The 14,012-nt window shown below is 61.3% G+C and carries 15 protein-coding genes and 1 tRNA gene; 5 read left to right on the forward strand and 11 right to left on the reverse strand.

What is annotated here, in order from left to right:
* Positions 1-24 precede the first annotated feature (24 nt).
* Positions 25-1,233, forward strand: a complete 1,209-nt coding sequence (locus ACFPN2_RS37125) for an MFS transporter (RefSeq protein WP_380606189.1) — start codon at positions 25-27, stop codon at positions 1,231-1,233.
* 68 nt (positions 1,234-1,301) lie between these two features.
* Here ACFPN2_RS37125 and ACFPN2_RS37130 read toward each other — a convergent pair whose 3' ends face one another.
* Entirely contained in the window at positions 1,302-2,675 is a 1,374-nt protein-coding gene (locus ACFPN2_RS37130) for an RES family NAD+ phosphorylase (RefSeq protein ID WP_380606190.1), read from the reverse strand.
* 174 nt (positions 2,676-2,849) lie between these two features.
* A tRNA-Ser gene (locus tag ACFPN2_RS37135) sits at positions 2,850-2,942 on the reverse strand.
* A gap of 274 nt (positions 2,943-3,216) precedes the next feature.
* Here ACFPN2_RS37135 and ACFPN2_RS37140 point away from each other — a divergent pair.
* A complete protein-coding gene (locus ACFPN2_RS37140; protein ID WP_380606192.1) occupies positions 3,217-4,722 on the forward strand; it encodes a M48 family metalloprotease in 1,506 nt (501 codons plus the stop codon).
* Positions 4,723-4,833: 111 nt separating this feature from the next.
* Positions 4,834-5,601 (forward strand): MlaA family lipoprotein, encoded by a 768-nt coding sequence (locus ACFPN2_RS37145; protein WP_380606194.1) that lies wholly within the window; start codon positions 4,834-4,836, stop codon positions 5,599-5,601.
* A 57-nt stretch (positions 5,602-5,658) separates the two neighbouring features.
* On the opposite strand, the gene ACFPN2_RS37150 is transcribed toward ACFPN2_RS37145, so the two are convergent.
* From ACFPN2_RS37150 to ACFPN2_RS37190, 9 genes are all read right to left on the reverse strand, one after another.
* A complete protein-coding gene (locus tag ACFPN2_RS37150) occupies positions 5,659-5,946 on the reverse strand; it encodes a helix-turn-helix domain-containing protein (RefSeq protein WP_380606196.1) in 288 nt (95 codons plus the stop codon).
* Positions 5,943-6,269, reverse strand: a complete 327-nt coding sequence (locus ACFPN2_RS37155) for a type II toxin-antitoxin system RelE/ParE family toxin (RefSeq protein WP_380606198.1) — start codon at positions 6,267-6,269, stop codon at positions 5,943-5,945. The genes ACFPN2_RS37150 and ACFPN2_RS37155 overlap by 4 nt, the downstream gene beginning before the upstream one ends.
* Positions 6,270-6,367: 98 nt before the next feature.
* A complete protein-coding gene (locus tag ACFPN2_RS37160) occupies positions 6,368-7,504 on the reverse strand; it encodes a pyridoxal phosphate-dependent aminotransferase (RefSeq protein WP_380606200.1) in 1,137 nt (378 codons plus the stop codon).
* 46 nt (positions 7,505-7,550) lie between these two features.
* The gene (locus ACFPN2_RS37165; protein ID WP_380606202.1) at positions 7,551-7,880 is read right to left on the reverse strand and encodes an STAS domain-containing protein; all 330 of its coding nucleotides are present in this window, start codon (positions 7,878-7,880) and stop codon (positions 7,551-7,553) included.
* A complete protein-coding gene (locus ACFPN2_RS37170; RefSeq protein ID WP_380606204.1) occupies positions 7,877-8,557 on the reverse strand; it encodes an MlaC/ttg2D family ABC transporter substrate-binding protein in 681 nt (226 codons plus the stop codon). The genes ACFPN2_RS37165 and ACFPN2_RS37170 overlap by 4 nt, the downstream gene beginning before the upstream one ends.
* Complete coding sequence (gene mlaD / locus ACFPN2_RS37175; protein WP_380606206.1) at positions 8,554-9,072, reverse strand: outer membrane lipid asymmetry maintenance protein MlaD; 519 nt, start codon at positions 9,070-9,072, stop codon at positions 8,554-8,556. Before mlaD ends, ACFPN2_RS37170 begins: the two co-directional genes overlap by 4 nt.
* A gap of 13 nt (positions 9,073-9,085) precedes the next feature.
* Positions 9,086-9,853 (reverse strand): lipid asymmetry maintenance ABC transporter permease subunit MlaE, encoded by a 768-nt coding sequence (gene mlaE / locus ACFPN2_RS37180; protein ID WP_380606208.1) that lies wholly within the window; start codon positions 9,851-9,853, stop codon positions 9,086-9,088.
* Entirely contained in the window at positions 9,850-10,698 is an 849-nt protein-coding gene (locus ACFPN2_RS37185) for an ABC transporter ATP-binding protein (RefSeq protein WP_380606210.1), read from the reverse strand. The genes mlaE and ACFPN2_RS37185 overlap by 4 nt, the downstream gene beginning before the upstream one ends.
* 56 nt (positions 10,699-10,754) lie before the next feature.
* Positions 10,755-11,774: a class I fructose-bisphosphate aldolase gene (locus ACFPN2_RS37190; protein ID WP_380606212.1), complete on the reverse strand. Its 1,020-nt coding sequence runs from the start codon at positions 11,772-11,774 to the stop codon at positions 10,755-10,757.
* A gap of 288 nt (positions 11,775-12,062) precedes the next feature.
* Here ACFPN2_RS37190 and ACFPN2_RS37195 point away from each other — a divergent pair, with 288 nt between their 5' ends.
* On the forward strand, positions 12,063-12,521 hold the full coding sequence (locus ACFPN2_RS37195; protein ID WP_380606214.1) for an SUF system Fe-S cluster assembly regulator: 459 nt from the start codon (positions 12,063-12,065) through the stop codon (positions 12,519-12,521).
* A 20-nt stretch (positions 12,522-12,541) separates the two neighbouring features.
* Positions 12,542-13,999: a Fe-S cluster assembly protein SufB gene (gene sufB / locus ACFPN2_RS37200; protein ID WP_380606215.1), complete on the forward strand. Its 1,458-nt coding sequence runs from the start codon at positions 12,542-12,544 to the stop codon at positions 13,997-13,999.
* The last annotated feature ends 13 nt before the right edge of the window (positions 14,000-14,012 follow it).

The raw sequence follows: 14,012 nt of genomic DNA on the forward strand, positions 1-14,012 counted from the left end.
CCCCGGCACCCGAGGTCGAATTTGATGTCCGCCGATGTTTCTGCTGTCGCCATTGCCTCTGAAGATCGTCCACATCACTGGGGCGGCGTCTTCGCAATGTCACTTTGCGTGTTCGCGTTGATCGCCTCCGAATTCATGCCGATGAGCTTGCTCACACCGATTGCCACCGATCTGCATATCACTGAAGGACAGGCAGGCCAGGCGATCGCGGTGTCAGGGATCTTCGCGGTGCTCACGAGCTTGTTTATCTCCACGCTGGTCGGCGACCGCGATCGAAAAGCGGTGCTACTGACCCTGACCGCGATCATGGCGATCGCTGGAGCAGTCGTCGCGCTCGCACCGAACTATTCGATCTTCATGATTGGCCGCGCGTTAGTGGGCATCTTGATCGGCGGTTTCTGGTCGATGTCGGCGGCGACCGCCATGCGGCTCGTCCCCAAACATCAGGTGCCGCGGGCGCTGGCGATCTTCAACGGCGGCAACGCGCTGGCTACTGTCATTGCCGCGCCCCTGGGCAGTTTCCTGGGCGCGATCATCGGTTGGCGAGGCGCTTTCTTTTGTATCGTGCCACTCGCGATCGTCGTTTTGTTCTGGCAGATGATCAGCCTGCCGTCGATGCCGACTCAACGCCGGTCCCGTTCAGGGAATGTTTTCAAATTGCTGAGCCGTCCGGTGGTAGCTTTGGGCATGGCTGCGATGGCCGCGCTCTTCATGGGCCAGTTCGCCCTATTCACTTATATGCGGCCGTTCCTCGAGACGGTGACCCGAGTCGATGTCACGACGCTGTCAACGATTCTATTTGCAATGGGAGTGGCAGGCTTCATCGGCACCAGCCTCATTGGGCTCTTTCTCGAGAAGCGTCTCTACAGCACGCTCATCGTCGTTCCTCTGACGATGGCCGGGATCGCCGTCGCTCTCATCGCCTTCGGCAATGATCTCGTCGCTACCGCAATGCTATTCAGCGCGTGGGGACTGGTCGGAACGGCGGTTCCCGTTGGCTGGTGGACCTGGCTGGCCAGGTCGCTACCCCAAGATGCCGAAGCCGGCGGTGGGCTCATGGTGGCAATCGTCCAATTCGCCATCACGATGGGCGCGGTCGTCGGGGGCCTGTTATTCGACATGAGCGGCTATCAAAGCACCTTCGGTGCCGGCGCTGCTCTGCTGGCGATTGCGGCCGTGCTCGCACTCCTCACCTCGCGCACAGCGAAGGGATCCGAAGGCTATGGTGCTTGATCGATTGCGAGTGCGGCGGAAGGTGGCGGAGAGGAAGCCCGAAAACCGGCCTTCAACGGAACGGCGAGCTATCGACTCCAGGGCCCCAACGTTCCAAGCCGCACTGGCGAATCATCCGAAAATATCTTCACCGAGGTGATGCGATGAATGTGAATGCTGTCTCGAACCAATTCCAGAGCTGGCTTTGGATTGAAGCCCGGTCGTTGGAAATAGCTGGACTCAGGCTCCGGCGCCCCAAATTCGATACATGGATACCAGTACTCTTCAGAATCCTGACTGTCCACCTGGTAGAGCTGGACAAACCCTGTGGATTTCATGCTGTCCGCGTAGAGCGTAGTCGCCGCCTTGTGGAATAACACAATGTTTTGACCGCGACGTTCCTCATTCTTACCGACTGGAGTTTCAAACTGCACGGACGGATAGACGATCCCATCAATCGACGCTCGAGGATGCATCGCCAGGTAGTCCGCCACAACTTGCGTGATCAGATAATCGTGATCCTGCCCCTCCGGCACCACCGGCAACGTCATTTTTGTACAGAGCGTCTTCAAAAAATCCCGTCGCTCCGCGGCGGCTTTGGTCATTGGATCGAACAAGCTCGCCCCCTCTTTGAGCCGCACCTCCATGAGTAGACCAAGATCGAGCAGCTTGAGGGGACGGGTGATCGCGAACGTCGCCACAACCGTATAGCTACCGACTGCTGGACGTACCTCGGCGAGTGCAATGTCCGCGTCTGTAGCCCCGTAAAACGCGGGCTGCCCCGCGGCATTCATACGCCCCGCCCTTCCGATCCCTACTGCCGGCGCGCCTAGAAACTTCTCTGGATGATGCAAGGCGTCGTAGAGTCCCTTTTCTGTTTGGAACTCTCGAGCCCGAAACAACTTGTCGATGCTGGAGCCTGGCCCGGCATCCACCAACACCGATGAGCCCTTCGCTGTGACGTCCGCCGCGATGTCACCAAACACCTCACCCATGAACTCAGCAACGTTGGGGTTGAGATGACGCGCCTCATTGCGCAAGCTGCTTTCCATCTCGGCCCACCGCGCGCTCATCGCTGAGCCCAGGTGACTCTTCAGAACGAACCACGGATCATCATCATCACCATACCGCGACTCCATCGAGTCTCCGTCGAACCACTTGTCGCTCAACGTCTCGACAATGGCAGTGACTGCCGCCTCATTGACCCTGACGAGCTTCTGTATAACCGTCGGTAAGTCGTCCCCCGCCGGAGTTCTGTCGAAGTGAATCACCGCCGCCGTTTGGCTCGAGAGTTCATAAAAGGTCTCGATGACAGCGTCGCATCTATCCGCGATGAACCCGATTTCGACAGTCGGTGATTCCTCGCGCTCACAGTACTCACAGGGCTCGTCTTGAGACGCTTCGCGAGCGACGAGATTGCGAAGAAACTCTTCTCCGATACAGTTGCTGCAGATGTAACTCATGGAGATGTTGCCTGAGTCTCACTTGAATCTTGCAAGCAGCTTCATCCCCAAGTCGAGCTTGGGTGAAAAAGCTGGCGGGGCGACTGTAGGATTTCGACGCCGAGGCTATCAAGAAGCGGGGCCGTGAATGGCTGGTTCTTGAGCTGCCATCTGTGCCGGCCTTCGGCGGAAGAGTGGCGGAGAGGGAGGGATTCGAACCCTCGTAGGGACGTAATGCCCTCAACCGATTTCGAATCGGTGCCGTTGTGACCGCTTCGGTACCTCTCCGTGCGGGGCCGCGCATTCTAAAGGAGTCGTTCGCGGCTAGAAAGGGGTTTTTGCTACAGATAGGCGCTGGGGAATCCATTCGCCGAACCGGTCACGAATTATCGAGCCGTGCGCGCCGGTACTCCCCCAGCCAGGTCCTCGGTCCTCCCCGAGGCCGCCAACCCACTGACCTGTCGCGACTTTTGCGTCGGCGATGAACGTACAGCGGCGGTTAAGGTCGAAGTAGAGACGCTTTACAGCCTCCCCGGCCCGCACCACACTGCTCGCTGTGAAAATGCCCTCCTTTTCGATGTTCAAGGCACTGTTGTGCGCCTCCGTGGCGTCCCTGGTCATGGCGGGGGGCGTGAGCCACGCCGATCCGGACGATCTGCCGGACATCGGCAACCCGGCGTCGACCATGCTGACCCTGGAGGACGAGTACCAGATCGGCCGCATGATCGTGCGGGGTCTGCGGGACCAGGATCAGATCCTCGAAGATCCCGAAGTCACCGAGTACATCCGCGCGCTGGGATTGAAGCTGTCCAGCCAGGCCCACGACGGCTCGCAGCGCTTCAACTTCTTCATGGTCCGGGACAACACCATCAACGCGTTCGCGTTGCCGGGCGGCTTCATCGGCGTGAACACGGGCCTGCTGCTGAAGACCGACGACGAGAGCGAGCTGGCCGGCGTGCTCGCGCACGAAATTGCACACGTTACGCAGCGACACATTGCTCGCAGCATCGCGGCTCAGAGTCGCTCGAGCCTGGTCTCCACGGCCGCCATGCTGGCGGCGATTCTGGTCGGTGCGGCGGCGGGCGGCGGCGATGCGGCGATGGCCGGCGTGGCAGCGGCGCAGAGCCTGGCCATCCAGCAGCAGATCAGCTTCACGCGCTCCAACGAAACGGAAGCCGACCGTGTAGGCCTGGGCTTTCTGGCGCGCTCGGGCTTCGACCCGAACGGCATGCCGAGATTCTTCGAGACCATGAGCCGGCTCGCGGGCGGCAGCGAATTGAACATTCCCGAAATGCTCCGCACGCACCCGGTAAGCACCACGCGTATCGCCGAAACGAAGGAACGGGCTGCGCAGCTCGAGGTGGCGCCCGCTCCGCAAAGTGTGAGTTATGCGCTGACGCGCGAACGCCTCCGCGTGCTGTCAACGCCGGCGGGCGAAGATCCGCGTGCGTATTACGCCGCCACGATCACGAACGAGCCCGATGCCACGCCCGCGCAGGTTTACGGACAAGGACTGGCGTTGATGATGGCCGGTCAGCCCGCCAAGGCCGTGCCGATTTTCGAACGCTTGCGCTCCTCCGATCCGACCATTCTTCAGTACCACACAGCGCTGGGTCAGGCGCAGTTGCAGGCGGGCGATGGCAAGGCGTCCATTCAAACGTTGAAGCGTGCGTCGGAGCTGTTCCCGCGCAATGTCGCCGTGACCATTCGGTATGCCGAAACGCTGATGCAAAAGGGCGACGCCAAGAAGGCGCACGAGATTCTGCTCGACCTGTTCAATACCGTCCCGCCGACACCGGAGCAGGCCAAGCTCACCGCGCAGGCGGCGAATGCCGCCGGCGACGTGGCCGACTCGTACTACTACATGTCCGAGTACCACATCATGAGCGGCGATCTGTTGCTGGCCGTCAATCAGCTGCAGCTTGCCCTGGCCGTGCCGAAGATCAGCGAGGTGCAGCGCGCACGCTTCGAAGCCCGGCTGGACGAAATTCAGCAAGCATTGCCCAAGCGGGCCGCCCGCCGGCCCATCGAAGCCAGCAACGGCGACGGTCGACGCCGCGCAAATTGATACAATCCTCGCACCCGTCGGGTGTGAGATATCCTCCTGACCCTGCCCGCCGGCGAATGATTTCGCCGGGCCGTGGCGTCCCACTCGAGTTTGTTTGAAGGATCACGACGCATGTCCACGTTACTGCGCGCCGCGCTTCTGTTGCTCGCCCTCGCTGCTGCCGGCTGCGCCAGCGCACCCGGCCGCACCACGAACAAGGAAAGCTTCGAAGGCTTCAATCGCGGCGTCTACAAATTCAACGACACCATCGACAAGGCGGCGTTGAAGCCGGTCGCCAAGGGTTACCGCAAGGTCACGCCGCAATTCATTCGCACCGGCATCGGCAATGTGCTGAGCAACCTCGAGTACCCGGGCACCTTCCTTAACCAGTTCCTGCAGGGCAAGGTGCTGATGGGCCTGAAAGACACGGGGCGTTTTCTGATCAACAGCACGCTCGGCGTCGCCGGCATCTTCGACGTGGCCACGCCGCTCGGCCTGGAAAAGAACGACGAAGACTTCGGCCAGACGCTCGCCGTGTGGGGCGTGCCTTCCGGTCCTTACGTGAACCTGCCGCTGTTCGGCCCTTCTTCGGTGCGTGATGCACCGTCGCGCGTCGTCGACTGGTTCACCACCCCGCTGCAATACACCGACCTGCCCTGGGAAGCGGACTGGGCCGTGCGCATCATCAACCCGATCCACACGCGCTCGGAACTGCTGCCGCTCGATGAAACCCTCAAGCGCACCTACGACCCCTACGTCTTCATCCGCGACGCCTGGGTCCAGCAACGCGAATTCAACATCTTCGACGGCAACCCGCCGCCCGAGACGCTGGAAGACATCGGCGAAGAGCCGGAAGAAGGCGAAACGGAAACGCCTCCGGAAAATCCGCCGCCGCAGTGAGCGGTCGTTGCAAGCTCGCTAAAAGAAGATCCCGGCCTACGCCGGGATTTTTTTGGGTCAGGCCGCCCGTTTGGGGCTGACGACAACCCGGGTGCGCAAGCCGATCCGATCGGCGATATCCACCAACGAATCCAGCGAGAAAAGATTCAACCGGCCCCGCATCAGGTCGGAAACTCGCGGCTGTGTCACGCCGATCAATTCCGCCGCCTTCGCCTGAGTCAACTTGCGAGCGCGCATTCTTTCGATGATCTCGTTCGCCAACTCCGCGCGCAGCTTCATGCTCGCCGCCTCCGGCGCCGAATCCTCGATGGCGTCCCAGACGGAAGAAAATCGCTTCTTGGTCATGGCCGCTCCTTCAACAACTCGCGATATCGCTGTTCCGCCAGACTGAGATCACGCCTGGACGTGGTCTGGGTCTTCTTCTGGAAGCAATGTAGTACGTAAACGGCGTCCGCAAATTTGGCCACATACAGCACTCGGAACGCACCCGAATCATCTCGAATCCGAATCTCGCGAACCCCGGCCCCTACTGTGGAGATCGGTTTCCAGTCGAACGGCTCCAGGCCACGTTGCACGCGATCGAGCTGAAAACCGGCCTCGCGCCGGGTATCCCTGGGGAACTCTCGCAAGCAGTCCAGCGAATCACCGCAGAACTCGATGGGCTTCATGCCTCACCCTCACTATACAAATTCTTGTATAGACCGGCAAGGCGACCGACCTCGCCCCTGTGAGTGGGCGCGACCAGAATTAATCTGATTACAGCGCCTTAGGTGCGTGCACGCGCCGCGAACCAGGGCGTCATGCGAGCAATCGCATCTTCAACCTCCGCGGTCGAGACAGCGAAGCTCATGCGCATGAAGTGGTGGCCTTCGACGGGGTCGAAGTCGATGCCGGGGGCGGTGGCGACGCCGGTGTCGCGGAGTAGGGATTGGCAGAAAGAGAGGCTGTCGTCGGTGAGGTGGGCGATGTTGGCGTAGATATAGAACGCGCCGTCGGGTGGGGCGATGTTGTTGAGGCCGAGCTTGGGTAAGGCTTCGAGCAGCAGCTTCCGATTGCGGGCATACGTCGCGACGTATGCTTCCAGCTCATCGCGACAATCCATCGCCACGAGACCGGCGTGCTGGCTCAGGGAGGGGGCCGTTAGAAACAAATTGCTCATGAAGGCGCGGACGCGAGGCACGTGTGCCATGGGGACGAGCAGCCAGCCGAGCCGCCAGCCGACCATGCTGAAATATTTCGAGAAGCTGTTGACGATGCGCGCGTTCGGCTCGAACTCCAGCATGGAGCGCGCCGGGCCGACGTAACTCAGGCCGTGATAGATCTCATCGGAAATGATGGTGATATTGCGCTCACGACACACGCGCGCGATCGCTTCCAGCTCGGCTGGAACGATGATCGTCCCGGTCGGGTTCGCGGGACTCGCGACGATGATGCCGTGGGGCGCGGGATCGAGCGCAGCCAGACTGGCCGCGGTCAGCTGATATCGCGACTCAGGTCCGCAAGGAATCTCCACCGGCTTGAGATGCAAAGCGCGCAGCGTGTTGCGATAAGCAACATAGCCCGGGCGAGCCAGTGCAATCCGGTCGCCGGCACAAAACGTCGCGGTCAACGCCAGCGTAAGCGCCGGAGACGCCCCGCACGTCAGAATGAATTGTTCGGGCTCGACCTTGACGCCGTAGCTGTCGAGATAATGTTTGGCGAGCCGCGCCTTGAGAGCGGTGCTCTCCCAGTAGCCACCCGGATCAGTATCGAGGACCTGATGGGCCCGCTCGATCGCGGCCCGCGGTGCGCCGGTCGACGGCTGCCCGAATTCCATGTGAATGACCGAGCGGCCCTGCGCCTGCAGCTCGTGAGCGAGCCGGCTGATGGCGAGGGCGTTGAACGTATCGACTTGGGAGAGCATGCGGGCACCGGCCTGAGGGCAGGCCCGCATTATGAACCGATCAGCGTCAGTGCGCGCCGTTACAGTTCAGCAGCTTTTCGACTTCGCTGATCCGGGCCAGGGCCGCGATGGGCTCGGGCACATTCTGGAAGTGAATGGTTTGCTGACGCTGTTTCGCCAGCCGCAACCACTCGATCAGCAGTGCCAAGCCCGCGCTGTCCCCTTCCGGAACATTCGCCAGATCGATCTCGAGCGCCGTCGCGCCCTTGAAGGCCGCGTCGCTGTGCTTGAGCAGCTCGGTCGCGGTATCGGCATTGAGCGCGCCGAAGACCTTGAAGCGCCCGTTGCCGAGCGCTTCAAGTTTAGCGGGACCGGGAATCGTGGCCGGCTTGATCAAGCGGGATTCGCCTTCTCGGTCGGCTTCTTCACGGTGCCGCTGGCGACCTGTTGCTCCAGACGCTGGATCACCGCCTCCAGACCCTTCTGATCGATCTCCGAGCCGAAGTCGGTGCGGAACGATTTCACATACGACACACCTTCGATCTGCACGTCGTACGCCTTCCAGCTGCCGTCATCGAGCCGACGCAGCGAATAGTTCACCGGCACGCGGCTGCCGTTGTCACGACGGATCTCAGTACGAACCGTGGCGACCTTGTCGGCCGGGTTGCCCTGGAACGGCAGGATCTTCAGACGATCCGGGGTGAACTCCAGCAGCGCCTCGCCGTAGTTCTGCAGCAGCGACTGATAGAACGCCTCGATAAACCGCTTGCGCTGTTCCGGGGTCGCCGTGCGCCAATGTTTCGCCAGCACCAGCTGCGCGGCGTAGGCGGTATCGAAGTACGGCAGCATGTTCTTGTCGACCAGCTCGTGCACCTTGGACTTGTCCTTGGCGTACGTGGCGCGATTGGCGTCGAGATCCTTCAGCGTGTCGTTTGCGACTTTGGAGACCAGCTCCTGTGGCCCCAGCTTGGACGCGTCCTGCGCCTGTGCGCCGCCAGCAAACAGACCGAACGTGGCTACAAGCGCCAGACCGGCCGAAAGAATGTTTCTACGACTCTGCACGAAGATACTCATTGCTTCGCTTCCTCCGTCTTGTTCTGTCCGCCAGAGCTCGACGACTGATCGTCCTTCTTGCTCATGAAGCTGGCGACCAGCTGATTGATCAGGTTCTCCAACACCAGCGCGTCCTGCACCAGCTCGATGCGGTCGCCGGCCTTCAGATATTCCTCCGAGCCACCGGCGGTGATGCCGATGTACTGACCGCCCAGCAGGCCCGAGGTCATGATGGCCGCATCGCTGTCATTCGGAATGCGGTTGTAATTGGAGGCAATCCGCATCTTCACAACCGCTTTGTAAACGCTCTGGTCGAAAGTAATGGAGTCGACCCGGCCCACCGTGACGCCGGCCATCGAGACCGCGGCGCCCGGTTTCAGGCTGCCGATGTTCTCGAAGCGGGCGGTCACGTCATAACTCCCGCCGTCGACCGAGAGTTCACGGTTGGTGATCTGGGTCACCATGAAAAACAGCGCTGCGAAGCCCAGCAGCACGAACAATCCGGTCGAAATTTCTACAGTGCGTGTCGAACGCATAATCGCTCCGCAATCACAGCATGACAGCTGTGAGCATGTAATCCAGCATCAGGGTCAGCACCGCGGAAATCACCACGGTGCGGGTAGTTGCACGGCCGACGCCTTCGGCCGTCGGAGTCGCGGTATAACCTTCGTACACCGCGACCAGGCTGCAGGCGAACCCGAACACACAGCCTTTGAGCACGCCTTCGAAGATGTCGTCGTGGCCGACGCTCGAGCGCATCTGCGACCAGAACGACGCCGAGTCCACGCCAAACAATTGCACGCCCACGACCTGCACGCCGAAGATGCCGATGGCGATGAAGATCAAGGTGAGCAAGGGCATCGAGATCAAGCCGCCCAGGAACCGGGGCGCGATGACGCGACGGATCGGATCCACCGCCATCATTTCCATCGCCGTGAGCTGATCGGTCGCACGCATCAAGCCGATCTCGGAAGCGAGCGCTGTGCCAGCGCGGCCGGCGAACAGCAGCGCCGTGACCACCGGCCCGAGCTCTCGAATCAAAGCCAGCGCCGCGGCCGTGCCGAGCGCGTCTTCCGATCCGAAACGTAACAACAAGTCATACCCTTGCAGGCCGAGCACGGCGCCGACGAACAGTCCGCAAGTCATGATGATGACCAGCGACAACGCACCGGCGTTGTGAACCTGGTCGACGACCAGCGACGGCCGCATCAACGCGCGCGGCACCTGCACGAGCACGCGACCGAGAAACAAGGTGACGCCGCCGACAGTCGCAGCGAAGTCGCCCGCGTTGTCCGTCAGCTCTCGCAGTAATTTCATGCTTCGGACCCCAGCAGCTGCTGGTAGTAGTCAGCCGCCGGATAATGAAATGGCACCGGCCCGTCGGGCAGTCCGTTGACGAACTGGTTGACGATGTCGGATTGGTGACCTTTCAGATTCTTGAGCTCGCCCGACGCCGCCACCTTGCCGCCGGCAATGATGAAACTGGTGTCGGTCAGCTCGGTCAGCTCTTTCACGTCGTGTGAGACGACGATACTGGTAATTCCAAGCGCGTTATTCATATGACGGACCAGCCGCACGATCATGCCCATCGAAATCGGATCGAGGCCGGTGAACGGCTCGTCATAGATCAGCACTTCGGGATCGGTCGCCATGGTGCGCGCGAGCGCGACTCGTCGATTCATACCGCCCGACAGCTCGGCCGGCATCAACTGCGCGGCACCTCGCAAGCCGACGGCCTGCAACTTGGTCAGCACGATGTTACGAATCAAACATTCGGGAAGGTCGGTGTGCTCGCGCAAGGGGAACGCGACGTTCTCGAACACGCTCATGTCGGTCAGCAGCGCGCCGTTCTGGAACAGCATGCCCATGCGCCGGCGCAGCGCGTACAGCTCCCGCGTCTTCAGCGAAGACACGTCGATGCCGTCGAACAGGATCTGGCCTTGCGTCGGCTTGATCTGGCCGGTGATCAAACGCAGCAGCGTGGTTTTACCGGTGCCGCTCGGTCCCATGAGCGCGGTAATTCGACCGCGTGGAATCGATAGATTCAGGCCGGAGAAGATGCTCCGGCCGCCCACCGAATAATGCACATCTTTGATTTCGATGAGCGGTTCGGCGGCGGCGGAACGTTGGGCGGGAGACGCATCGGTGCTAACAGAGACCATTCACGACCCCGATATGAACACGCGATGCATTGTCTCCGCCCATACTTACGCGAGGCTTAAGCAGCCTGCTCCGAAGCGGCGGTGTAGCTGCCGTTACGCGCATCGCCGTTCAACTTGGCACGACGAGCGAAAGCCTTCTGGCCCGCGGCGAACTGCTCCGCCTTGCCGCCCCACGCCTTCAGGGCTTCGTCCTGCAGGGCGCGGCCGTAGGAGAAGGTCAGCTCCCAAGGCAGATTCCCGAGCTTGTTCATCAGGCTCAGGTGCTCAGTGGCTTCGGCGGCGCTCTGGCCACCGGAGAGGAACGCGATGCCCGGCACGGCGCTCGGCACGAAACGCTTCAGCGTGCGCACGGTGGCTTCAGCAACCTGCTGGCGGCCGGCGCGGGAGGTGTTCTTCTTGCCCGAGATGACCATGTTGGGCTTCAGGATCATGCCTTCGAGATGAATGCGGTGTGAATCGAGCTGCTCGAACACCGACTTCAGCACGGCGCTGGTCACTTCCTCGCAGCGCTCGATGGAATGATCGCCGTCCATCAGCACTTCCGGCTCGATGATCGGGACGATGTTCGCTTCCTGGCAGAGCGCGCCGTAACGGGCCAGCGCGTGCGCATTCGCGTCGATGGCGAACTGGGTCGGGATGTCCTTGCCGATATCGATCACGGCGCGCCACTTGGCGAAGCGGGCCCCCAGCTTGTGATATTCGGCCAGACGCTCACGCAGGCCGTCGAGGCCTTCGGTGATCGTTTCATTCGGGAAACCGGCCAGCGGCTTGGCGCCCGCGTCCACCTTGATGCCCGGGACGATGCCGAGCTTGGTCAGGTACTGCGAGAACGGCGTGCCGTCCTTGGTCTTCTGGCGGATGGTCTCATCATAAAGAATCACGCCGCTGATGTACTTCGCCGCATCGGGCGTCGTGAACAACAGCTCGCGATAGGTACGGCGCGCTTCCTCGGTCGATTCGAGCTGGATGCTGTCAAAGCGCTTCTTGATGGTGCCGCTGGATTCGTCAGCCGCCAGGATGCCTTTGCCTTTTGCAACCATTGCACGCGCGATCGATTCGAGTTCAGAGCGATTCATACTGTCCTCCGCCTTCTGGGGTGAGCTTGCGCGCGACACGACGCCTCCAACAGCGTCGGCCCAAACGGCAAGCCTCAAGTTTTGGGGGGCGTAGGATAGCAAATCGCCTTCAGCTCCGGCCGATACACATGTTGTAACGGAACGACAGCGTTGGACTATCGGGCCTGAAGTCGGTTTCCCGCCGGTAAAATTGACGCAATCCAAGCTCAGTCCTGTCACGGGGTGGTCATACGGTTGTATTGGGACTAGAATGGTCCCATATCCTCCTCCCCTGGTCCTGGAACCTCCATGCTTCGCATCAGCAAGCTGACCGACTACGGCACGGTGATTCTTGCCCGCCTCGCAGGGCAGCCGGAGCGCTTGTGGACGGCCGCCGAAGTGGCCGAGGCCACCCATATCGGCCTGCCGACCGTCAGCAAGCTGCTGAAAAAGCTGCAGCGGAGCGGCCTGGTCATCTCGACGCGCGGCAGCCACGGCGGCTATCAATTGGCCCAGCCGCCCGGTGAAATCACCGCCGCCCGCATCCTGGATGCGCTCGAAGGGCCCTTCGCCATCACCGAATGCAGCGGCTCCCACAGCACCTGTGGCATCGAGTCGAAATGCGCTGTCGGTCATACCTGGCAGAAGGTCAACGCCGCAATCCGCCGCGCGCTCACCGACATTTCGCTCGCTGAGCTGGCCGGCGCGCCGCGCGGAGTCACGACGACCACCGTGCCGCTCACCCGGCTGCGCGTCTCGCACGAATAATTTTTGGGTTGAAGTTAGCAATGGCAAGCAATCCGCAAACCGATCCGACTTTAGAAGCCCTGGTCGCTCAGAAGTACCGGCACGGCTTCGTCACGGACATTGAATCCGACACCGTCCCGCCAGGCTTGGATGAGGACGTCATTCGTCTCATCTCGCGCAAGAAGGGCGAGCCGCAATTCATGCTCGACTGGCGCCTGCGCGCGTACCGCCACTGGCTGACCATGAAAGAGCCGCACTGGGCGCACCTGCGCATCCAGCCCATCGACTATCAATCGATTTCCTACTATTCGGCGCCGAGACCTAAGGCGGATGCGCCCAAGAGCCTGGAAGAAGTCGATCCGAAGCTGCTCGAGACCTACGACAAGCTCGGCATCCCTCTGCATGAGCGCGCCCGCCTCGCCGGCGTGGCCGTGGATGCGGTGTTCGACAGCGTGTCGGTCGCGACCACGTTCAAGGAACGTTTGCACAAGGCCGGCGTGATCTTCTGCTCATTCTCCGAGGCCGTGCAGAAGTATCCGGAGCTGGTCGAAAAGTATCTCGGCAGCGTGGTTCCTTACACGGACAACTACTTCGCAACGCTCAACTCGGCGGTGTTCTCCGACGGCTCGTTCGTGTTCGTGCCGAAAGGCGTGCGCTGCCCGATGGAGCTGTCGACCTACTTCCGCATCAACGCGGCCAAGACCGGTCAGTTCGAGCGCACGCTCATCGTCGCCGAGGAAGGCTCGCATGTGAGCTATCTCGAAGGCTGCACCGCTCCGATGCGCGACGAAAATCAGCTGCACGCGGCGGTCGTCGAGCTGGTTGCGCTGGAAGGCGCGCAGATCAAGTACTCGACCGTGCAGAACTGGTATCCGGGCGATGAGAACGGCGTCGGCGGCATTTATAACTTCGTCACCAAGCGTGGCGAATGCCGTGGCGCGAACTCCAAGATCAGCTGGACTCAGGTGGAAACCGGCTCGGCGATCACCTGGAAATATCCGAGCTGCATCCTGACCGGCGACAACTCGGTCGGGGAGTTCTACTCGGTGGCCGTGGCCAACAATTATCAGCAGGCCGACACCGGCACCAAGATGATTCACATCGGCAAGAACACCCGTAGCACCATCGTGAGCAAGGGCATCTCGGCCGGTCACGGCCAGAATGCTTATCGCGGTCTGGTGAAAGTGCTGCCGAGCGCGATCAACGCCCGCAACTTCACTCAGTGCGACTCGCTGCTCATGGGCGACAAGTGCGGCGCGCACACCTTCCCTTATATGGAAGTCCGCACGCCGACCGCGAGCGTCGAGCACGAAGCCACCACGTCGAAGATCGGTGACGATCAATTGTTCTATTGCCTGAGCCGCGGCATCTCCGAAGAGGACGCGGTGAACATGATCGTCAACGGCTTCTGTAAGGCCGTGTTCAAGGAGCTGCCGATGGAATTCGCCGTCGAAGCTCAGAACCTGCTGGCCGTCAGCCTCGAGGGTTCAGTCGGCTAAACAGCCGACCTGA

The organism is Steroidobacter flavus (assembly GCF_042651805.1).
Taxonomy (GTDB): domain Bacteria; phylum Pseudomonadota; class Gammaproteobacteria; order Steroidobacterales; family Steroidobacteraceae; genus Steroidobacter; species Steroidobacter flavus.